General features: G+C 59.8%; 20 protein-coding genes. 15 read left to right on the top strand and 5 right to left on the bottom strand.

Annotation, left to right across the window (positions count from 1 at the left end; translation table 11 throughout):
• The first annotated feature begins 804 nt into the window (after positions 1-804).
• Complete coding sequence (locus tag BWR59_RS32610; RefSeq protein WP_218191152.1) at positions 805-2,202, top strand: phosphomannomutase/phosphoglucomutase; 1,398 nt, start codon at positions 805-807, stop codon at positions 2,200-2,202.
• Positions 2,203-2,226: 24 nt separating this feature from the next.
• On the top strand, positions 2,227-3,132 hold the full coding sequence (gene argB, locus BWR59_RS05970) for an acetylglutamate kinase (protein WP_062379782.1): 906 nt from the start codon (positions 2,227-2,229) through the stop codon (positions 3,130-3,132).
• 68 nt (positions 3,133-3,200) lie between these two features.
• Here argB and BWR59_RS05965 read toward each other — a convergent pair whose 3' ends face one another.
• Positions 3,201-3,731 carry a DUF4124 domain-containing protein gene (locus BWR59_RS05965; RefSeq protein ID WP_143490780.1) on the bottom strand — a complete coding sequence of 177 codons (531 nt, stop codon included), beginning with the start codon at positions 3,729-3,731 and terminating at the stop codon, positions 3,201-3,203.
• Positions 3,732-3,842: 111 nt separating this feature from the next.
• Complete coding sequence (gene pyrE, locus BWR59_RS05960) at positions 3,843-4,484, bottom strand: orotate phosphoribosyltransferase (RefSeq protein WP_081564718.1); 642 nt, start codon at positions 4,482-4,484, stop codon at positions 3,843-3,845.
• Between the two features lie 82 nt (positions 4,485-4,566).
• On the opposite strand from pyrE, the gene BWR59_RS05955 reads away from it, so the two are divergent.
• Positions 4,567-5,346 (top strand): exodeoxyribonuclease III, encoded by a 780-nt coding sequence (locus tag BWR59_RS05955; protein WP_037016693.1) that lies wholly within the window; start codon positions 4,567-4,569, stop codon positions 5,344-5,346.
• Between the two features lie 53 nt (positions 5,347-5,399).
• Here the strand turns inward: BWR59_RS05955 and BWR59_RS05950 are convergent, their stop codons facing one another.
• Both BWR59_RS05950 and rph read right to left on the bottom strand, forming a co-directional pair.
• A complete protein-coding gene (locus BWR59_RS05950; RefSeq protein ID WP_081564717.1) occupies positions 5,400-5,768 on the bottom strand; it encodes a DUF4870 domain-containing protein in 369 nt (122 codons plus the stop codon).
• A 49-nt stretch (positions 5,769-5,817) separates the two neighbouring features.
• Positions 5,818-6,540, bottom strand: coding sequence for a ribonuclease PH (gene rph, locus BWR59_RS05945; RefSeq protein WP_081564716.1), 723 nt, complete (start codon positions 6,538-6,540; stop codon positions 5,818-5,820).
• 304 nt (positions 6,541-6,844) lie between these two features.
• Between rph and BWR59_RS05940 the strand changes: the two genes are divergently transcribed.
• The 6 genes from BWR59_RS05940 to BWR59_RS05915 all read left to right on the top strand — a co-directional run bounded on the left by BWR59_RS05940 (position 6,845) and on the right by BWR59_RS05915 (position 12,125).
• The gene (locus tag BWR59_RS05940) at positions 6,845-7,708 is read left to right on the top strand and encodes a YicC/YloC family endoribonuclease (RefSeq protein ID WP_081564715.1); all 864 of its coding nucleotides are present in this window, start codon (positions 6,845-6,847) and stop codon (positions 7,706-7,708) included.
• Positions 7,709-7,721: 13 nt separating this feature from the next.
• On the top strand, positions 7,722-8,342 hold the full coding sequence (gene gmk, locus BWR59_RS05935) for a guanylate kinase (RefSeq protein WP_081564714.1): 621 nt from the start codon (positions 7,722-7,724) through the stop codon (positions 8,340-8,342).
• Positions 8,343-8,482: 140 nt separating this feature from the next.
• Positions 8,483-8,746 (top strand): DNA-directed RNA polymerase subunit omega, encoded by a 264-nt coding sequence (rpoZ, locus tag BWR59_RS05930; RefSeq protein WP_004887180.1) that lies wholly within the window; start codon positions 8,483-8,485, stop codon positions 8,744-8,746.
• 60 nt (positions 8,747-8,806) lie between these two features.
• Entirely contained in the window at positions 8,807-10,915 is a 2,109-nt protein-coding gene (gene spoT, locus BWR59_RS05925; protein WP_081564713.1) for a bifunctional GTP diphosphokinase/guanosine-3',5'-bis pyrophosphate 3'-pyrophosphohydrolase, read from the top strand.
• Positions 10,916-10,939: 24 nt separating this feature from the next.
• Positions 10,940-11,320, top strand: coding sequence for a RidA family protein (locus BWR59_RS05920; RefSeq protein ID WP_081564712.1), 381 nt, complete (start codon positions 10,940-10,942; stop codon positions 11,318-11,320).
• A gap of 67 nt (positions 11,321-11,387) precedes the next feature.
• A complete protein-coding gene (locus BWR59_RS05915; RefSeq protein ID WP_081564888.1) occupies positions 11,388-12,125 on the top strand; it encodes a hypothetical protein in 738 nt (245 codons plus the stop codon).
• A gap of 117 nt (positions 12,126-12,242) precedes the next feature.
• On the opposite strand, the gene BWR59_RS05910 is transcribed toward BWR59_RS05915, so the two are convergent.
• Complete coding sequence (locus tag BWR59_RS05910; RefSeq protein ID WP_081564711.1) at positions 12,243-13,100, bottom strand: SDR family oxidoreductase; 858 nt, start codon at positions 13,098-13,100, stop codon at positions 12,243-12,245.
• Positions 13,101-13,312: 212 nt separating this feature from the next.
• Between BWR59_RS05910 and exbB the strand changes: the two genes are divergently transcribed.
• From exbB to BWR59_RS05880, 6 genes are all read left to right on the top strand, one after another.
• Positions 13,313-14,293, top strand: a complete 981-nt coding sequence (gene exbB / locus BWR59_RS05905) for a tonB-system energizer ExbB (protein WP_081564710.1) — start codon at positions 13,313-13,315, stop codon at positions 14,291-14,293.
• 3 nt (positions 14,294-14,296) lie between these two features.
• A complete protein-coding gene (exbD, locus tag BWR59_RS05900; protein ID WP_081564709.1) occupies positions 14,297-14,722 on the top strand; it encodes a TonB system transport protein ExbD in 426 nt (141 codons plus the stop codon).
• Positions 14,719-15,462 carry an energy transducer TonB gene (locus BWR59_RS05895; protein WP_081564708.1) on the top strand — a complete coding sequence of 248 codons (744 nt, stop codon included), beginning with the start codon at positions 14,719-14,721 and terminating at the stop codon, positions 15,460-15,462. Before exbD ends, BWR59_RS05895 begins: the two co-directional genes overlap by 4 nt.
• Positions 15,463-15,553: 91 nt before the next feature.
• Entirely contained in the window at positions 15,554-16,483 is a 930-nt protein-coding gene (locus tag BWR59_RS05890) for a hydrogen peroxide-inducible genes activator (RefSeq protein WP_074754727.1), read from the top strand.
• A gap of 8 nt (positions 16,484-16,491) precedes the next feature.
• Complete coding sequence (recG, locus tag BWR59_RS05885; RefSeq protein ID WP_081564707.1) at positions 16,492-18,567, top strand: ATP-dependent DNA helicase RecG; 2,076 nt, start codon at positions 16,492-16,494, stop codon at positions 18,565-18,567.
• Positions 18,568-18,652: 85 nt separating this feature from the next.
• Positions 18,653-20,047: an aminoacyl-tRNA deacylase and HDOD domain-containing protein gene (locus tag BWR59_RS05880; protein WP_081564706.1), complete on the top strand. Its 1,395-nt coding sequence runs from the start codon at positions 18,653-18,655 to the stop codon at positions 20,045-20,047.
• Positions 20,048-20,129 lie beyond the last annotated feature (82 nt).

Raw genomic sequence — 20,129 nt, 5'->3', positions numbered from 1 at the left:
CAAGGCACCTTGCCGATCAGCTTCGCCACGCTGGACATGCTCGCCAAAGCGAGCAAAGGCGAAACGCCTGCCCCAGAAGCCCGCAAAATAGGCGACAACTGGGTCATCTACAGCGTTGCGCCATTGCGCACGGCACCCGATGCCCCGGTCAACGGTACGCTGCTGCTGGCCTTCAAGCTGCAACGCCTGACGAACGCTTTGCCGGAAGCTCCTGCCGACGTCGGGCAGATCGTGCTCAGCCAGCAATTCGGCGATGCACCGGCGCAAAGCTTTCTTACCCGAGGGCAAGGCGATGGCGGTCGATCCGTGGACTTTCCCACTGGCTACCCCAACTGGAAGCTGACGTTTACTCCCGGCCCTGCCCTGCAATCCTCACCACCCTCCTTGATGCTGCTCCTGGCCGCCGTCGTGGCACTCGGCAGTCTCTTACTGGGGCTGTACCTGAACGAAAGCGCGCTGAAGCGCCGAGTGAACGCCGATGCCCGACAGCTGGAGCAGTTGCTGCAAGAACTCTCGAGCGGTAAAGCCGTCAAAGCCTTCAGCCTGAGCATGCCAGCCCTGAACGGCCTGGCCCAGAGCCTGGCGCAGCTGTCGTTGCGCAATCAGCCGACGACACCAGCGGCAGTGGCGAACAATACCTCGACCGCTGTCGCACCTGGTTCCACGAGCAGCAAAGCTGCATTTTCATCATTCGATTCCGATGATTCAGAGCTGACCGATCCGCTGTTTCAAGACACCGACATTCTCGACATCGACTTGCTCGATGAATCACAGGACTTCCTGAAGTCGGAGCACTCTCACGCTATGAGCAGTACCGTTTCCATCGCCCCCGAATTTGCGAACACTATCTTCCGCGCCTATGACATTCGCGGCATCGTGGGCGAAACCCTGACCGGCGAAACCGCCTACTGGCTGGGCCGCGCCATTGGCGCGCAAAGCCTGGCCCAAGGCGAACCCAACGTATGCGTCGGCCGTGACGGGCGGCTGTCTGGCCCCGAACTCGTGGCGCAACTGATCAAGGGCCTGTACGACAGCGGCTGCCATGTCAGCGATGTCGGGTTGGTCCCCACGCCGGCCCTGTACTACGCCGCCAGCGTGCTGGAAGGCAAAACCGGGGTGATGCTGACCGGCAGCCACAACCCGAAGGACTACAACGGCTTCAAGATTGTCATCGCAGGCGATACGCTGGCCAATGAGCAGATTCAGGCGTTGCATGAACGCATCAAGCGCAACAACCTGCCGGCCGGCAAAGGCAGCGTCAGGAAGGTCGACATTCTCGATCTGTACTCAGGCCAGATCACCAACGACGTGGTCCTGGCTCGCCGCCTCAAGGTCGTGATCGATTGCGGCAACGGCGCAGCAGGTGTGATCGCCCCTCAACTGCTGGCGGCCCTGAATTGCGAAATCATCCCGCTGTTCTGCGAAGTCGACGGTAATTTCCCCAACCATCACCCCGATCCCGGCAAGCTGGAAAACCTTCAGGACCTGATCGCCAAGGTGAAAGAGACCGGCGCCGATCTGGGCCTGGCGTTCGACGGCGATGGTGATCGGGTAGGTGTCGTCACCAACGCGGGCAGCGTCGTATACCCTGATCGCCTGCTGATGCTGTTCGCACGTGATGTGGTCAAACGCAATCCCGGCGCGGACATCATCTTCGACGTCAAATGCACTCGTCGTCTGATACCGTTGATCCAGGAATATGGTGGTCGCCCGGTCATGTGGAAAACGGGTCATTCGTTGATCAAGAAGAAGATGAAAGAGAGCGGCGCGCTGCTGGCTGGCGAGATGAGCGGCCACATTTTCTTCAAGGAGCGCTGGTTCGGTTTCGACGACGGCATCTACAGCGCCGCTCGGCTGCTGGAGATTCTCAGCCAGGAGAAGCTCAGCGCAGAAGCGCTTTTCCAGACCTTCCCGAACGATCTGTCGACACCGGAAATCAACATCAAGGTCACCGAAACCAGCAAATTCAGCATCATCGAAGCGCTGGAGCGGGAGGCCCAATGGGGCAACGCCAACCTGACGAGCATTGACGGCGTGCGCGTCGATTATCCGAAGGGTTGGGGCCTGGTCCGCGCCTCGAACACCACGCCTGTGCTGGTATTGCGCTTCGAAGCCGAGACCGAGGACGAGTTGCAACGAATCAAGGACGTGTTCCACACCCAGCTGAAAAACGTAGCACCGGATCTAGAACTTCCTTTTTGATCAAACTTTTTGAGTGGAGCCCAAATGACCCTCGAACGTGATGCCGCAGCCAATGCCGCCAAGGTCCTTTCCGAAGCGTTGCCTTATATCCGACGCTTCGTCGGCAAGACGCTGGTGATCAAGTACGGCGGCAACGCCATGGAGAGCGAAGAGCTGAAAACCGGCTTCGCGCGCGACATCGTGCTGATGAAGGCAGTGGGCATCAACCCGGTCGTGGTTCACGGCGGTGGTCCGCAGATCGGCGATCTGCTCAAGCGTCTGTCGATCGAAAGCCACTTCATCGACGGCATGCGCGTCACCGATGCGCAGACCATGGACGTCGTGGAAATGGTGCTCGGCGGTCAAGTCAACAAGGACATCGTCAACCTGATCAACCGCCACGGCGGCAGCGCGATCGGCCTGACTGGTAAGGACGCGCAGCTGATCCGCGCGAAAAAGATGAACGTCACCCGTCAGACCCCGGAGATGACCAAACCGGAAATCATCGACATCGGGCATGTCGGCGAAGTCGTGGGTATCAACACCGACCTGCTGAACATGCTGGTCAAAGGCGATTTCATCCCGGTCATCGCACCAATTGGCGTAGGCGCCGACGGCGAGTCCTACAACATCAACGCTGACCTTGTCGCAGGCAAAGTCGCTGAAGCGCTGAAGGCCGAGAAGCTGATGCTGCTGACCAACATCGCCGGCTTGATGGACAAGGAAGGCAAGGTGCTGACGGGCCTGACCACCGAACAGGTCAACGGCCTGATCGCCGATGGCACCATCTACGGCGGCATGCTGCCGAAAATCCGTTGCGCGCTGGAGGCTGTACAGGGCGGCGTTACCACTTCCCACATCATCGACGGTCGTGTACCGAACGCAGTGCTGCTGGAAATCTTCACCGACACCGGCGTCGGCACCCTGATCAGCAATCGCAAGCGTCACTGATCACACCTGGCGCTTCAAAAAAAGACCCCGTCGGCGCAAACCGGCGGGGTCTTTTCAATTTAGGCGTTTCAGTGCCCAAGCAAATGCTGAAGTCGCGCCCGATCTTGAGCGAACTCGGCGTCGGCCTGCTGCCGGGCCGTCTGATATCGCAGGATATCGACCTTGAGATTCTGCTGCTGGTCGCGCACGTCGTTCATCTGGTCGATCAGACTTTGCGGCACTTGTCGCCCCGCACGCTCCTGATCGGCCGCCTGACTCTGCAACGCGCCCTGCTGGGTCGTCAGCCCCTGAATGTTGCCCTGAGCCACGGAAATGAGTGCATCCAGTTCCGCCAGCTTGCGCGTCCGCGCACGGTCGACATCAGTCACGCTGCTGTACAGATGCAGCAGTTGCGCGTCGGCGTCTGACTGAACCTTGGCGGCCTGCGCAGCAGCCTGAGCCTCACGCGCCTCGTCGGCAGTCGGTGCAGGCGGCACGGTCTGGATCACACGCCCACGCTGATTCAGCACTTCGTACCCTTTACCCGCATACTCCGCAGGTACGCCCTGACGATCAAGCACGGTCACGCCGCGACTGTCGACATAGCGATAGAGCACCATGCCCGAACTCTCATCAGCGTGAACGCCTGCAACGCAGCCCGCACTCAGCAACAAACAAAGACCTACTGTGCCCGGCTTGAGCATAAAAACGAGATCCTCTGACGACTTGACTCAGATTCCGTACTGAGCCCGATACGCTTCGACGGCGGGCAGATGCTGCTTGAGCTGAGGATCGTCGGCCAGGAATTCCAGCACCTGATTCAACGAAACGATGCTCACCACCGGAATACCGAAGTCACGTTCGACCTCCTGAATCGCGGAAAGCTCACCGTTCCCGCGCTCCTGACGATTCAACGCGATCAACACGCCAGCTGCGTTCGCACTCTGAGCCTTGATGATCTGCATGACCTCGCGAATCGCGGTGCCGGCAGTGATCACGTCGTCGATGATCAGCACGTCGCCAGTCAACGGAGCGCCGACCAGACTGCCGCCTTCGCCATGGGCCTTGGCTTCCTTGCGGTTGAAACACCACGGCAGATCGAGGTTGTGATGATCCGCCAAAGCCACGGCTGTAGCGGCCGCCAGGGGAATACCCTTGTAGGCGGGCCCAAACAGAACATCGAAGGAAATGCCACTTTCAACGACAGCAGACGCATAGAACTTACCCAGCTGGGCAAGTGCCGAACCGCTGTTGAAAAGACCGGCATTGAAGAAGTAAGGACTGGTGCGTCCCGACTTCAAAGTGAACTCACCGAAGCGCAAAACCCCGCGATCGATGGCAAAACGAATGAAATCGCGCTGATACGCTTGCATGAAAAAAGCCCCGAATACCACGGATTTAGCTAATTAGGTAGAGCTCGGGTATCATACACGCACGTGATTTTTGGGGCCATTTATGCGGATCATCAGTGTGAACGTTAATGGTATTCAGGCTGCAGTCGAGCGTGGTTTGCTCAGTTGGCTGCAAGCCCAGAATGCCGACGTCATCTGCCTTCAGGATACCCGCGCCTCCGCCTTTGAACTGGACGACCCAGCCTTCCAACTGGACGGCTACTTCCTGTACGCCTGCGATGCCGAAGTTCCTGCCCAAGGTGGCGTGGCGCTTTACTCGCGGCTGCAACCAAAGGCGGTTATCAACGGTCTGGGCTTTGAAACAGCCGACCGTTACGGGCGATACCTGCAGGCCGATTTCGATAAAGTCAGTATTGCAACTTTGCTGCTCCCGTCCGGGATGAACGGCGATGAAGACTTGAACCAGAAGTTCAAGCTCATGGACGATTTCGGCAAGTATCTGGACAAGCAGCGGCGCAAACGTCGCGAGTACATTTACTGTGGCTCGCTCTATGTTGCGCAGCAGAAGCTGGATATCAAGAACTGGCGTGACAGCCAGCAATCTCCTGGCTTCCTGGCACCTGAACGTGCCTGGATGGACGAGATTGTCGGCAACATGGGGTATGTAGATGCCCTGCGCGAAGTCAGCCGTGAAGGTGACCAGTACAGCTGGTGGCCGGATAACGAGCAGGCCGAGATGCTGAATCTGGGCTGGCGGTTCGATTATCAACTGCTGACCCCGGGCCTGCGCCGTTTCGTACGCAGCGCACGCCTGCCACGCCAGCCGCGGTTCTCGCAACACGCGCCGCTGATCGTGGACTACGACTGGACGTTGACGATCTGACGTCCAGTTGCTCAAAAAAAGCCGACGCGAAGTCGGCTTTTGTTTTTCCGTCGTTACTTGATCAACCGCCAGGTAAAGGGGTAACGATAGGCAATGCCGTCGTTGACCTTGACCCCGGCAATGATCGTCAGCACCAGTGCGCCGACACCTACCAGCATCAACAATGGGAAACCGATCACGATGATCATCAGCAGAAAGCAGATCATCGCGGCGATGGCCACAGTGATCTGAAAGTTGAGGGCTTCCTTGCCCTGGGCATCGATGTACGGATCGGTCTCTTTCTTCAGTTGCCAGACAATCAGCGGCCCCAGCAGGTTACCGAAGGGAAAGATCAGGCCGAAGAACGCCGCGAAATGGCACATCATGGCCCACTGGCGGACTTCCTTGCTCGGCACTGGTAGTGGCGGCTGACTATCGATCATCGTGCTCTCCCTGTACTGGCGGTAATGAAACAGGTCGTGTGATCAGCAGTCAGTCGGCCAGTGCCGCCTTCTGCAATTCGAAGATCTCGTTCATGCCTTTCTGGGCCAGCGCCAGCATCGCGTTCAGCTCTTCAGGCTGGAACGGCGCGCCTTCGGCAGTGCCCTGCACTTCAATGAAACCGCCAGCGCTGGTCATCACCACGTTGAGATCGGTCTCGGCTGCCGAGTCTTCCAGGTAGTCGAGATCAAGCACTGGCTCGCCCTGGTACATCCCCACCGAAACTGCGGCGATCATTTGCTTGAGCGGATCGCCGCCTTTCAGGCCGCCGCGCTTCTTGATGGTTTTCAGCGCATCGACGAGCGCAACCATGGCACCGGTGATCGAGGCGGTGCGAGTCCCGCCATCGGCCTGAATCACGTCGCAATCGACATACAGCGTGACGTCGCCCAGCTTGGACATGTCCAGCGCGGCGCGCAGGGAACGACCGATCAGACGCTGGATCTCAAGGGTACGACCGCCCTGTTTGCCACGGCTGGCTTCGCGCTGGTTACGCTCGCCCGTCGCGCGCGGCAGCATGCCGTATTCGGCGGTCAGCCAGCCTTGGCCCTGACCCTTGAGAAAGCGCGGCACGCCGTTTTCGACGCTGACGGTGCAGATCACCTTGGTGTCGCCGAACTCGACCAGTACAGACCCTTCGGCGTGCTTGGTGTAGTTGCGGGTGATGCGGATCGAGCGGAGCTGATCGGCAGCGCGACCACTTGGACGTTTCATCTGGGATACCTGTACTGAGACGGAAAACTGACGAGCATTATAGAGGCGCAAGCTCGCGCTGGGGACATCTAATGATCCATCGATGACCACTGGCACCTGTGCCCGTGTCGAAAATGGCACTACCTTACAAACAAAGCAGTGACATCCTTCAATCAGTGCGGCATTGCAGCATTTGGGCGCACACCCTGCACTGAGCTACAATCTTGCGCCTTTATAGCCTGTCGGTTCTTTACGACTTTCATCTGGGCAGAACATCGTCCCTCGCAGGCTAACTACAACGCCTGACTTTACAGAGGTAATTCCCATGGTACACAGCATGACGGCTTTCGCCCGCGCCGAACGAGCCGGGACCCAAGGCACGCTGAGCTGGGAATTGCGCTCGGTCAATCATCGCTACCTCGAGCCGCACCTGCGCCTGCCCGAGTCCTTCCGCGACCTTGAGGGCGCCGTACGTGAAGCGCTGCGTCAGGGCCTGTCCCGCGGCAAGATCGAATGCACCTTGCGCTTCACCGAAGAAACCGCCGGCAAACCGCTGCAGGTTGATCGCGAGCGCGCCAGCCAACTGGTCGCAGCGGCGGAGATCGTCGCCAGCCTGATCAAGCAACCCGCAGCGCTGAACCCACTGGAAGTGCTCGCCTGGCCGGGTGTTCTGGTGGCTGACGCGTCCGATCCGCAAGCGTTGAACAACGACGCTTTGGCCCTGTTCAACGAAGCACTGGACGAATTGAAGGCCGGCCGCGCCCGTGAAGGTTCAGACCTCGCCAAACTTCTCGACGAACGGCTTTCCTCGATCAAGACCGAAGTGGCTACCCTGCGCACCCTCGTACCGCAGATGCTCGCTACCCAGCGCCAGAAAGTGCTCGATCGCTTCGCCGACATGAAGGCTGAACTCGATCCCCAGCGTCTGGAGCAGGAGATGGTCCTGCTGGCACAAAAAAGCGACGTCGCAGAAGAGCTCGACCGCCTGAACACTCACGTCACCGAAGTACGCCGCGTACTCAAGACCGGCGGGCAAGCCGGTCGCCGGCTGGACTTCCTGATGCAAGAGCTCAACCGCGAAGCCAATACACTGGGCTCCAAAGCCTTCGACCCTCGTAGCACCCAGGCTGCGGTCAACCTCAAGGTGTTGATCGAGCAGATGCGCGAACAAGTGCAGAACATTGAGTAAGGCCAATTCCAACATGACCCACAGCACCGGCACTCTGTACATCATTTCCGCCCCTTCGGGCGCGGGCAAGACCAGCCTGGTCAAAGCCCTGATCGATGCCCAGCCGCAAATTCGCGTTTCCGTTTCCCACACCACCCGCGCGATGCGCCCAGGTGAAGTGGACGGCGTGAACTACCACTTCGTCGATCGCGCCGAATTCGTGCGGATGATCGAACACGGTGATTTCCTCGAACAAGCCGAAGTCTTCGGCAACCTCTACGGCACCTCGCAAAGCCGTCTGCAGCAGACGCTGGACGAAGGCCATGACCTGATCCTGGAAATCGACTGGCAGGGCGCCGAACAGGTGCGCAAGCTGATGCCGCATGCTCGGTCGATCTTCATCCTGCCGCCGACCCAGCAGGCGCTGCGTCAACGCCTGACCAACCGCGGCCAGGACAGCGACGAGATCATCGAAGGCCGGATGCGTGAAGCGGTCAGCGAAATGAGCCACTACGTCGAGTACGATTACATCGTCATCAACGACGATTTCGCCACTGCGCTGGAAGACCTCAAAGCGATTTTCCGTGCCAACCTGCTCAGCCAGGAGCACCAGCAGCAACGCTTCAGCCAGCTGCTGACACAACTGCTGGCTTGACGTAAAAGCTGTCAGCCTTCAAGTTAAAAGCCGACCGCTGGTGGGTTGGCGCTTGAAGCTTGTGGGCTGGCGCTTGTAAACTACCGAGTCCGCTCGCCCATCCGGGCACCGCGCATACGCATTTGCTACGAGGAATACCCATGGCCCGCGTGACCGTTGAAGACTGCCTGGAACATGTAGATAACCGCTTTGAGCTGGTCATGCTCGCCACCAAGCGCTCGCGTCAACTGGCGACCGGCGGCAAAGAGCCAAAGCTGGCCTGGGAAAACGACAAGCCTACCGTTGTTGCCCTGCGCGAAATCGCAGCTGGCCTGATGGATTACGCCGTCATTGCAGAAGCTGAAATCGTTGAAGATGAACCACTGTTCGCTGCGTTCGAGGACGAGTCCAACGAGGCCGTCTAAGCCTATGCCCGGTCGACGTAGCAAGGCGCAGGGTCAAAGCCATCGGCAAGGAGTCATCTCTTGCCGAGCATAGACGCCCTCGCCGATCGCCTGTCGACCTACCTCGGCAAAGACCAGGTCAATCTGGTTCGCCGAGCGTACTTCTACGCCGAACAAGCCCACGACGGCCAGCGCCGTCGTAGCGGCGAAGCCTACGTCACGCATCCGCTGGCGGTGGCCAATATCCTTGCCGACATGCACATGGACCATCAGAGCCTGATGGCCGCGATGCTGCATGACGTCATCGAAGACACCGGCATCGCCAAGGAAGCGCTCTGTGCGCAGTTCGGCGAAACCGTGGCCGAACTGGTCGACGGGGTCAGCAAACTGACCCAGATGAACTTCGAGACCAAGGCCGAAGCGCAAGCCGAAAACTTCCAGAAAATGGCCATGGCCATGGCCCGCGACATTCGCGTGATCCTGGTCAAGCTCGCCGACCGCCTGCACAACATGCGCACCCTGGAAGTGCTGTCCGGCGAGAAACGCCGGCGCATCGCCAAGGAAACCCTCGAAATCTACGCCCCCATCGCCAATCGCCTCGGCATGCACAGCGTGCGTATCGAATTCGAAGACCTGGGTTTCAAGGCCATGTACCCAATGCGCTCCTCACGCATCGGTCAGGCCGTCAAGCGCGCACGCGGCAACCGCAAGGAACTGGTCAACAAGATCGAAGAGTCCCTGAGCCATTGTCTCGCTGTCGACGGTATCGAGGGCGAAGTCAGCGGGCGGCAGAAGCACCTCTACGGCATCTACAAGAAGATGCGCGGTAAGCGTCGGGCCTTTAACGAAATCATGGACGTCTATGCGTTCCGGATCATCGTCGACAAGGTCGATACCTGCTACCGGGTGCTGGGCGCTGTGCATAATTTGTACAAGCCTCTCCCCGGCCGCTTCAAGGACTACATCGCGATTCCCAAGGCCAACGGCTATCAGTCGTTGCACACCACGCTGTTCGGTATGCATGGTGTGCCCATCGAAATCCAGATCCGCACCCGCGAGATGGAAGAGATGGCCAATAACGGCATTGCGGCGCACTGGCTGTACAAATCTTCTGGCGACGAGCAGCCCAAGGGCACTCACGCGCGCGCCCGCCAGTGGGTCAAGGGCGTGCTGGAAATGCAGCAACGCGCTGGCAACTCCCTGGAATTCATCGAGAGCGTGAAGATCGACCTGTTCCCGGACGAGGTCTACGTATTCACGCCCAAGGGCCGGATCATGGAGCTACCCAAAGGCTCCACGGCGGTGGACTTCGCGTACGCGGTCCATACCGACGTCGGCAACAGTTGCATTGCGTGTCGGATCAATCGTCGTCTGGCGCCGCTATCCGAACCTCTGCAAAGCGGTTCGACAGTGGAAATCGTCAGTGCGCCAGGGGCGCGCCCCAACCCGGCGTGGCTCAATTTCGTCGTCACCGGCAAGGCGCGCACCCACATTCGTCACGCACTCAAGCTGCAACGACGTTCAGAGTCGATCAATCTAGGCGAGCGCCTGCTCAACAAGGTATTGAACGGCTTCGACAGCAGTGTGGAGAAAATCCCGAACGAGCGCCTGCAACTGATCCTCGCCGAATACCGGGTCGAGGTCATAGAAGACCTCCTCGAAGACATCGGCCTGGGCAACCGCATGGCCTATGTCGTCGCCCGCCGCTTGCTGGCAAGTGAAGGCGAAGAACTGCCGAGCGCCGAAGGACCACTGGCGATTCGTGGTACCGAAGGTCTGGTGCTCAGCTATGCCAAATGCTGTACGCCGATTCCGGGCGACCCGATCGTCGGCCACCTGTCTGCGGGCAAAGGCATGGTCGTGCACCTGGACAACTGCCGCAATATCAGCGAAATCCGCCACAACCCGGAAAAATGCATCCAGCTTTCCTGGGCCAAGGACGTCACTGGCGAATTCAATGTCGAGCTGCGGGTCGAGCTGGAACACCAACGCGGGCTTATCGCCTTGCTGGCCAGCAGCGTCAACGCGGCAGACGGCAACATCGAGAAAATCAGCATGGACGAACGCGATGGTCGTATCAGCGTGGTCCAACTGGTGGTCAGCGTGCACGACCGCGTGCATCTGGCCCGTGTGATCAAGAAACTGCGCGCCCTGACCGGGGTGATTCGCATCACCCGGATGCGCGCGTAGTCAAACCGCCAACAGGAGTTCTTCATGAGCAAGACCGTCATCTCCAGCGACAAAGCCCCTGCCGCCATCGGCACGTATTCTCAGGCGATCAAAGCTGGCAATACCGTCTACATGTCAGGCCAGATCCCGCTGGACCCGAAAACCATGGAACTGGTCGAAGGCTTCGAAGCCCAGACCGTACAGGTCTTCGAGAACCTGAAAGCTGTCGCTGAAGCAGCGGGCGGCTCGTTCAAGGACATCGTCAAGCTGAACATCTTCCTGACCGACCTGAGCCACTTCGCCAAGGTCAACGAGATCATGGGCCGCTACTTCGACCAGCCTTACCCGGCGCGCGCCGCTATCGGCGTTGCTGCATTGCCAAAAGGCGCCACGGTCGAAATGGACGCCGTGCTGGTCATCGAGTAAATCGCCCGCGGAGCGCATACCCCCGCTCCGCCATCCTCTCAGAGCAAAGGAAGGACTCCGCATGCATATGCGCGTCGCGTTCGCCCTCTCGCTGTTGGCCGCGCTACTGAGCGGCTGTGCCAGCCATTCGAACAAAACACCTGACGGCGTCTGGATCAACCAGGCCGCCATCGATGCCGCAGCCGAAGGCGGAAATCTGCGCCAGTCGCTGCTTGCGTACGGGCCAACGCTGGAATGGAACATCAATACGGCGGCCGGTCAGGCCACGTCTTACAACGGCTTTGAACTCACTGAAGGCAAGGTCGCAAAAGACCCGGACGGCTCGTGGAAAGTGAACGTCTACGGCAGCGCGTCGGACGAGTTGAAACTGAATAGTGATGAGTTGGTTCAGAGCGCCAGCGATTCTGGCCCCGAACAGCACTTCAAGATACCCAAACAAGCGGCCCCAGCAGGCGCACAACCGGGCACCAGCTTCGAGCGGGCGCTTTACAGCGCGTACCTCGGCGGCAAATGGACCATCGTCAATGGCGACGGCCAAGGCAGTGTCGTTGAGTTCCAGCCAGACGGCAGCGTGACCGGCCTGCCTGGAAATGATCGCTACGCGCTGTGTCTGGCGGGCGATTGTGCCGCCATGAGCGGCGAGTACGACAGCATGTGGCTGGAGAAAAGCGAACGCGGTAACCCTTGGGTCTTCGTACGCCAGGGTAAACAGCTGGAAATCTTCCAGGCTGTGAACAACGCTCAGGCAACCGAAATGCCGGACCTGCGCCCGGGCGAGCGGCATTGGGTGCTGGAAAAGAACTGAACGGCCACACCTCTGGCTGTCGGATGAACGCTCTGTAGCAGTCCGGCTTGCGGGCGGTGGCGATTGCGAAAACGCCACTGCCGGCAAGCCGAATTGCCATGGGGGCGCACCAGCGCTTCAATCGACCTGCGCCAACATCGCCTCATACCCTTCTCTGTAACTCGCATAACGCGGCGCCCAACCCAGCGCTTTGGCTCGGGCATTGCTGCAACGCTTGCTACCCGCACGCCTGACGCTGTGCTCATCGGACCACTGCGTGACACCCAGCCGCTCTCGCATCCAGTCAACCACCTCGGCCAAAGGCGCCGGGGCGTCGTCGACACCGATATAGCAATCATCCAGCGCCACGCCACCGGCCTCTGCTTGAAGCAAAAACGCCAACAGGCCCGCCGCATCATCAGCGTGGATACGGTTGCCATACAGCGGCGGTTCAACGGCGACGCTGTAACCCTGACGCACGCGGTTCATCAGGTCACTGCGTCCTGGCCCGTAGATGCCGGTGAGCCTGACGACGGTCGCAGGCACATCGCTGCTGAGCGCCACCTTTTCAGCCTCGCGCATCACTTGCCCGGAAAAACCCGACGCATCGGCGGGCGAGGCTTCGTCGACCCACTCGCCCTGCTGTTGCCCGTAAACGCTGCTGCTTGAGACGAACAGAATGCGTTTCGGCTTCTGGCCGCTGCGCTCTGTCCAGGCGAGCACGTGCCGTAATCCTTCTGTATAAGCCGCGCGATAACCCGCCTCATCGCGCACTGTCGGCGTTGCGCAATACACCAGATAATCGATTCGGCCCTCTGGCCATTGCGCAGGCATGCGCGCGTCGAAGAGATCGCCGCTGACCCCGATCACGCCTGGCGGTAACTTCGCCACACTTCTGCGCAAGCCGTACACCGTCCATCCCTGAGGCAACAGTTGCGAAGCGAGGCGCCCTCCAATGTCACCACATCCAGCAATCAGAACAGACGGTGTAGCCATGACCAATCTCCACATCAAAAGTAGGTTTGAACCAACAAAACAGGGCTGAAAAACGACCGTCGGGCCGTGCGCCTGGTAAAAAAAGAGACTCTATTACTTTTGTTAACAAGAATTACTTGCAATAATGTCGACCCTTTGTTCTTCTCCGCTCGCCTCGCGCCAGCGCGACGCCTTCAGAACGAAACACCTTTTTCATATCAGGTCGGGCCAGCATGACACCTATTCAAACCCCCGCTTCGTCAATCTCGTCTTCAGGTCTGCCAGGTGCAGGACGCGCCATTGCCGCCGTCCTGTTCAGCCTGATGCTGACGCCTGTCGCGCTCGCCGACTCTACTGCCCCTGCGCAGACCCCTGCAGCGCAATCCGCAGCTCCGGCGCCAGCCGCCACACCGGTTGACACCACCGCTGCGCCTGCCGTTCAGGACCCCGCTGCACCTGCGCCGACCGACTCGATCGATGCCATCGCCGAAGACAATACGCTGGGCATGTCCCACGACCTGTCGCCGTGGGGCATGTACAAGAACGCCGATATCGTCGTCAAAGCCGTGATGATCGGTCTCGCCATCGCCTCGATCATCACCTGGACTATCTGGATCGCCAAAGGCTTCGAGCTGCTGGGTGCCAAACGTCGCCTGAAGGGCGAAATTGCTGCACTCAAGCGCGCACGTACTCTGGACGAAGCCAGCGCCAGTGCCAAGAAGGAAGGCACCCTGGCCAATCTGCTGGTTCACGATGCTCTGGAAGAAATGCGCCTGTCGGTCAATAGCCGCGAGCGTGAAGGCATCAAGGAGCGTGTCAGCTTCCGCCTCGAGCGCCTGGTTGCCGCCTGCGGTCGCAACATGAGCATGGGCACCGGCGTTCTCGCCACCATCGGTTCCACCGCGCCATTCGTGGGCCTGTTCGGCACCGTGTGGGGCATCATGAACAGCTTCATCGGTATCGCCAAGACCCAAACCACCAACCTTGCTGTCGTTGCTCCCGGCATCGCCGAAGCCCTGCTGGCTACGGCACTGGGCCTGGTCGCCGCAATTCCCGCTGTCGTGATCTACAACGTCTTCGCCCGCTCCATCGCTGGCTACAAGGCGCAAGTGTCCGATGCCTCGGCTCAAGTTCTGTTGCTCGTCAGCCGCGACCTGGATCACCAGCCTGCCGCCGACCGTGGTCAACAGCCGCACATGGTAAAAATGGGGTAAACCATGGGCCTGCATCTTAACGAGGGTGGCGACGATCTCGCCGAGAACCACGAAATCAACGTGACGCCGTTCATCGACGTCATGTTGGTGCTGCTGATCATCTTCATGGTGGCGGCGCCTCTGGCAACGGTGGACATCAAGGTCGACCTGCCCGCCTCTACGGCGAAACCGGCGCCCCGACCCGAAAAACCGATCTTTCTGAGCGTCAAGGCAGACCAGAGCCTGTACCTGGGCGACAACAAGGTCGCCCGTGAGCAGCTCGGTGCGGTGCTCGATGCCAAGACCAAAGGCAAGAAAGACACGACGATTTTCTTCCAGGCTGACAAAGGTGTCGATTACGGCGACCTGATGGAAGTGATGAACGTCCTGCGCGGCGCCGGTTACCTGAAAGTCGGTCTGGTTGGTCTCGAGACGGTTGGTAAGAAATGATCAATACGCGCCAAAAACTGACGCGCTATAGCGGTAGTCTGTTGTTGGTGCTGGCGGTACATGCCGTTGCGATTATCGTCGCACTGCGCTGGCCCGCCTCGCAGGCTATCGAGCTGCCACCCGCCGCGATGATGATCGAGCTGGCCCCGCTACCCGAGCCAGCTCCGCCGCCCCCACCAAAAGTGGTTCAGCCACCGCAGCCACCCGCACCGGAAGAACAGCTGCCGATTCCGCCAATCGCCGAAGCGCCGAAGCCGGAAATCGCCATCCCCAAACCGGTGAAGCCAAAGCCTAAACCGCAGCCGCCCAAGCCTGTAAAAAAGGTCGAGCCGCCGAAGGAAGAGAAGCCTGCCGACGAAAAACCGGTAGACACTCCGCCGTCCAACGCAAAGCCTGAAAAATCAGCCGCACCGGAACAGGCTCCGCCATCGCCTCCGAGCACCGCACTGCCAAGTTGGCAGGGTGATCTGTTGCGTCACCTGAGCAAGTTCAAGCGCTATCCGGAAGACGCTCGTCGTCGTGGCATGCAAGGCATCAACCGTCTGCGCTTCGTCGTGGATGGTGAAGGCCGCGTGTTGTCGTACGAAATCGCGGGCGGATCGGGGAGCGCGGCGCTGGACCGGGCCACGCTGGAAATGATTCGTCGCGCCCAGCCATTGCCTAAACCACCGGCCGAATTGCTCAACAATGGCACGCTGGAAGTGGTCGCACCCTTCGTTTATTCCCTGGATAAACGTTGAAACCTTGATTTTGCGACAACAGAGGGTCTGATAACGTGCGTCTATCGATTGCACCCGCTATGCTGGGGCCGCAACTTCATGGACGCACGCTATGACCCTCACAGAATTGCGCTATATCGTTACCCTCGCTCAAGAGCAGCATTTCGGCCATGCGGCCGAGCGCTGCCATGTCAGTCAGCCGACCCTGTCGGTTGGCGTGAAGAAGCTGGAAGATGAACTCGGTGTGCTGATTTTCGAGCGCAGCAAGAGTGCGGTACGTCTTACGCCGGTTGGCGAGGGCATCGTGGCTCAGGCGCAGAAAGTGCTCGAGCAAGCTCAAGGCATTCGTGAATTGGCCCAGACGGGCAAGAACCAGCTGACCGCACCGCTGAAAGTCGGCGCGATCTACACCGTCGGTCCCTACCTGTTCCCGCATCTGATTCCGCAACTGCACCGGGTCGCCCCGCAAATGCCGTTGTACATCGAAGAGAACTTCACCCATGTGCTGCGCGACAAGCTGCGCAACGGGGAGCTCGACGCGATCATCATCGCCCTGCCGTTCAACGAAGCCGACGTGCTGACCATGTCACTGTACGACGAGCCGTTCTACGTGCTGATGCCGGCCGATCATCCGTGGACCCAGAAGACCACCATTGATGCCTCGGCGCTGAACGACAAGAGCCTGTTGCTGCTGGGCGAGGGTCATTGCTTCCGCGATCAGGTGCTGGAAGCCTGCCCGACGCTGGTCAAAGGTGGCGACAGCGCCAAGCACACCACGGTCGAATCCAGTTCGCTGGAAACCATCCGGCACATGGTGGCTTCGGGCCTGGGGGTTTCGATCCTGCCGATGTCGGCTGTCGACAGCCACCACTACGCCCCTGGTGTGATCGAAGTTCGGCCGTTGTCCCCTCCGGTACCGTTCCGCACCGTGGCGATCGCCTGGCGCGCCAGCTTCCCTCGGCCAAAAGCCATCGAGATTCTCGCCGACTCGATCCGTCTGTGCTCCGTCGCTCGCCCTAAAGCCCAGGCACAAGCGAGTTAAGTGGCGGTATGACTGAGCTGTCCCACGTCTCGGTAACGGCGCTCAAGGGCGTCGGTGAGGCCATGGCCGAAAAGCTGGCGAAGGTCGGCCTGGAGAATATTCAGGACGTACTGTTCCACCTGCCGCTGCGTTATCAGGATCGCACCCGCGTCGTGCCCATCGGCGCGTTGCGGCCCGGACAGGACGCGGTGATAGAAGGTGTCGTCAGCGGCGCTGATGTGGTGATGGGCAAGCGTCGCAGCCTGCTGGTGCGCTTGGGAGATGGCACCGGCGTTCTGAGCTTGCGCTTCTATCACTTCAGCAATGCGCAGAAGGATGGCCTCAAGCGCGGTACCCATGTGCGCTGCTACGGTGAAGCGCGCCCGGGTGCGTCGGGGCTGGAAATCTATCACCCTGAATATCGGGCGATCACCGGCGAGGAACATGTCGCCGTCGAGCAGACGCTTACGCCTATCTATCCAACCACCGAAGGCCTGACTCAGCAGCGTTTGCGCCAGCTGTCTCAGCAAAGCCTTGGCATGCTCGGCCCCCGAAGCCTGCCCGACTGGCTGCCCGAAGAACTGGCACGCGACTATCAGTTGGCGCCGCTGGCGGACGCCATTCGTTATTTACATCATCCGCCTGCGGATGCAGACGTCGAAGAACTCGCGCTCGGTCATCACTGGGCACAGCACCGGCTGGCCTTCGAAGAACTGCTGACCCATCAGCTGTCGCAGCAACGACTGCGTGAAAGCCTGCGCTCTCAACGAGCCCCTGCACTGCCAGTCGCAAAACGGCTGCCCAAAAAGTTTTTGGCCAACCTTGGTTTTCCGCCGACAGGTGCGCAGCAACGAGTCGGTAAGGAAATCGCCTACGACCTCAGTCAGCAAGAGCCAATGCTGCGTTTGATTCAGGGTGACGTGGGCGCGGGCAAGACCGTTGTCGCTGCGCTGGCCGCATTGCAGGCCCTGGAAGCGGGTTATCAAGTGGCGCTGATGGCGCCGACAGAGATTCTCGCCGAACAGCACTTCATCAACTTTACCCGCTGGCTGTCGCCGCTGGGCATCGACACCGCCTGGCTCGCGGGCAAACTCAAGGGTAAGGCCCGTGCCGCGTCACTGGAGCAGATTGCCAATGGCGCGCCCATGGTCGTTGGTACCCACGCGCTGTTTCAGGATGAGGTGCAGTTCAAGAATCTCGCGCTGGTGATCATCGACGAACAGCACCGTTTTGGCGTCCAGCAGCGTCTTGCGCTGCGAAAAAAAGGCGTTGGTGGCCTGATGTGCCCACATCAGCTGATCATGACGGCAACCCCGATTCCCCGGACGCTGGCGATGAGCGCCTACGCCGATCTCGACACTTCGATTCTCGACGAACTGCCGCCAGGCCGCACACCGGTCAACACCGTGCTGGTGGCCGACAGCCGCCGCATCGAAGTGGTCGAGCGCGTACGCAACGCCTGCGCCGAGGGTCGTCAGGCGTATTGGGTGTGCACGCTGATCGAAGAGTCTGAAGAGCTGACCTGCCAGGCTGCTGAAACCACCTTCGAGGAACTCACCAGCGCCTTGGGCGAGTTGAAGGTTGGCCTGATCCACGGGCGAATGAAGCCTGTGGAAAAAGCCGCCGTGATGGCCGAGTTCAAGCAGGGCAACCTTCAATTGCTGATCGCCACCACGGTGATCGAAGTCGGCGTGGACGTGCCCAATGCCAGCCTGATGATCATCGAAAACCCCGAGCGCCTGGGCCTTGCGCAGCTTCACCAATTGCGCGGTCGAGTGGGTCGGGGCAGTGCGGCCAGTCACTGCGTGCTGTTGTACCATCCGCCGTTATCGCAGATCGGTAAACAGCGGCTGGGAATCATGCGCGAAACCAACGACGGTTTCGTGATCGCCGAAAAGGACCTCGAACTTCGCGGACCAGGCGAAATGCTCGGCACGCGACAAACGGGTCTGTTGCAATTCAAGGTTGCCGATCTGATGCGTGACGCCGACTTGTTGCCCGCTGTGAGGGACGCCGCTCAGGCACTGCTGGAACGATGGCCGCAACATGTCAGCCCGCTGCTGGAGCGATGGCTGCGCCACGGACAGCAATACGGGCAAGTGTGAAGTAGTCGTCATCAAGAACTTGTCTCACCTATATAACAACTAAGCTGGTTATACTTCAGCAATTGTAGGAATCTGGATACAGGCCATGACAGAAGTTGCCCACATCGACGCAACCCAACACGCCCCGTCTGTCATCCGGCAGTTGCTTGGCAAAGCCGCCATCAACTACCGCGAAGTCATGGACGACGAAACGCTCCCCACTGCACAGAAGGTCCAGGCGATTCTGGTCCACGATTCTGTTGGCGCGTTGCTGATCCTGTTTCCGCAAAACCAGTTGCTGGACCTCAACCGCATTACCGAGCTGACCGGGCGCAAACTGACGGCAGTGTCGCAAGAGCATCTGGATCAGATGCTTGGCAAAAACAATCTGCACAGCCTGCCAGCCCTCCCCGCGCTGACCAGCTCGCCGTGCCTGTACGAAGAGCGCATTCTCCAGGAGCCGACCGTACTGATCGACTCGGGAGAGCCTGGCCTTCTGCTTGAAATCAGCAGTGACGACTTCAAGACGCTGCTCAGCAAAGCCAGCGCAGCCACGTTCGGCGCACCGGTGACTTCGGTGCAGCCGAACCTCACGCGCCCTGACGACGACCGCGAAGAAATCACCAAGGCCGTGCAGAACTTCACGGCGCGCCGCATTCAGCAGCGTCTGGAAGCCACTGTGGAAATCCCGCCGCTGGCTGACACTGCGCAAAAAATCATCAAGCTGCGTGTCGATCCGGACGCCACCATCGACGACATCACCGGTGTGGTGGAAACCGACCCTGCGCTCGCTGCGCAAGTGGTGAGCTGGGCCGCTTCGCCGTACTACGGTTCGGCCGGCAAGATTCGCTCGGTGGAAGACGCTATCGTTCGCGTACTGGGTTTCGATCTGGTGATCAACCTGGCCTTGGGCCTGGCATTGGGTAAAACCCTGGAGTTACCAAAGGACCATCCGCAACACGCTACACCGTACTGGCAGCAGTCGATTTACACCGCTGCTGTCATCGAAGGCCTGACCCGTGCCATGCCACGCGCCAAGCGTCCGGAAAGCGGCCTGACCTACCTGGCTGGCCTGCTGCACAACTTCGGTTATCTGCTGCTGGCGCACGTGTTTCCGCCGCACTTCTCGCTGATCTGCCGTCAGATCGAGGTTAACCCGCATCTGCACCACAGTTTCGTGGAACAGCACCTGCTGGGCATCACCCGCGAGCAGATCGGTTCCTGGCTGATGCGCAACTGGGACATGCCTGAAGAGTTGGCCACCGCGCTGCGCTTCCAGCACGACCCGCAGTACGCGGGTGAACACCATGAGTACGCCAACCTGGTGTGCTTGGCGGTGCGTTTGCTGCGCAAGGAAGGGATCGGGTCCGGCCCGATGGAAAGCATTCCGGACGAGCTGTTCGAACGCCTTGAACTGTCACGGGAAAAGGCTGAGGACGTCGTTCATAAAGTGCTGGAAGCCGAAGTGCTGTTGCGCGAGCTGGCTTCGCAGTTTCATTGATTGATCATTCCAGCTACTGATGAAAACCTGGCGCGGGAAATATGCGGGACCAAAGTCGCTGGCTGATGCGGTGAATCAGTCA

Origin of the sequence: Pseudomonas sp. Bc-h, from assembly GCF_002080045.1 — a bacterium.
Classification (GTDB): Bacteria; Pseudomonadota; Gammaproteobacteria; order Pseudomonadales; family Pseudomonadaceae; genus Aquipseudomonas.
Note: the sequence above shows the minus strand (reverse complement) of the source record. Positions and strands in the feature narration are given on the sequence as shown.

What these genes read in the sequence shown, in the direction of transcription:
- BWR59_RS05910 (WP_081564711.1), bottom strand. Translation starts at nt 13,100, where the DNA reads ATGGCTACACCGTCTGTTCTGATTGCTGGATGTGGTGACATTGGAGGG.
- exbB (WP_081564710.1), top strand. Translation starts at nt 13,313, where the DNA reads ATGACACCTATTCAAACCCCCGCTTCGTCAATCTCGTCTTCAGGTCTG.
- BWR59_RS32610 (WP_218191152.1), top strand. Translation starts at nt 805, where the DNA reads ATGAGCAGTACCGTTTCCATCGCCCCCGAATTTGCGAACACTATCTTC.
- BWR59_RS05965 (WP_143490780.1), bottom strand. Translation starts at nt 3,731, where the DNA reads ATGGTGCTCTATCGCTATGTCGACAGTCGCGGCGTGACCGTGCTTGAT.
- pyrE (WP_081564718.1), bottom strand. Translation starts at nt 4,484, where the DNA reads ATGCAAGCGTATCAGCGCGATTTCATTCGTTTTGCCATCGATCGCGGG.
- BWR59_RS05955 (WP_037016693.1), top strand. Translation starts at nt 4,567, where the DNA reads ATGCGGATCATCAGTGTGAACGTTAATGGTATTCAGGCTGCAGTCGAG.
- BWR59_RS05920 (WP_081564712.1), top strand. Translation starts at nt 10,940, where the DNA reads ATGAGCAAGACCGTCATCTCCAGCGACAAAGCCCCTGCCGCCATCGGC.
- exbD (WP_081564709.1), top strand. Translation starts at nt 14,297, where the DNA reads ATGGGCCTGCATCTTAACGAGGGTGGCGACGATCTCGCCGAGAACCAC.
- argB (WP_062379782.1), top strand. Translation starts at nt 2,227, where the DNA reads ATGACCCTCGAACGTGATGCCGCAGCCAATGCCGCCAAGGTCCTTTCC.
- BWR59_RS05895 (WP_081564708.1), top strand. Translation starts at nt 14,719, where the DNA reads ATGATCAATACGCGCCAAAAACTGACGCGCTATAGCGGTAGTCTGTTG.
- gmk (WP_081564714.1), top strand. Translation starts at nt 7,722, where the DNA reads ATGACCCACAGCACCGGCACTCTGTACATCATTTCCGCCCCTTCGGGC.
- BWR59_RS05880 (WP_081564706.1), top strand. Translation starts at nt 18,653, where the DNA reads ATGACAGAAGTTGCCCACATCGACGCAACCCAACACGCCCCGTCTGTC.
- BWR59_RS05915 (WP_081564888.1), top strand. Translation starts at nt 11,388, where the DNA reads ATGCGCGTCGCGTTCGCCCTCTCGCTGTTGGCCGCGCTACTGAGCGGC.
- BWR59_RS05950 (WP_081564717.1), bottom strand. Translation starts at nt 5,768, where the DNA reads ATGATCGATAGTCAGCCGCCACTACCAGTGCCGAGCAAGGAAGTCCGC.
- recG (WP_081564707.1), top strand. Translation starts at nt 16,492, where the DNA reads ATGACTGAGCTGTCCCACGTCTCGGTAACGGCGCTCAAGGGCGTCGGT.
- BWR59_RS05890 (WP_074754727.1), top strand. Translation starts at nt 15,554, where the DNA reads ATGACCCTCACAGAATTGCGCTATATCGTTACCCTCGCTCAAGAGCAG.
- rph (WP_081564716.1), bottom strand. Translation starts at nt 6,540, where the DNA reads ATGAAACGTCCAAGTGGTCGCGCTGCCGATCAGCTCCGCTCGATCCGC.
- BWR59_RS05940 (WP_081564715.1), top strand. Translation starts at nt 6,845, where the DNA reads ATGGTACACAGCATGACGGCTTTCGCCCGCGCCGAACGAGCCGGGACC.
- rpoZ (WP_004887180.1), top strand. Translation starts at nt 8,483, where the DNA reads ATGGCCCGCGTGACCGTTGAAGACTGCCTGGAACATGTAGATAACCGC.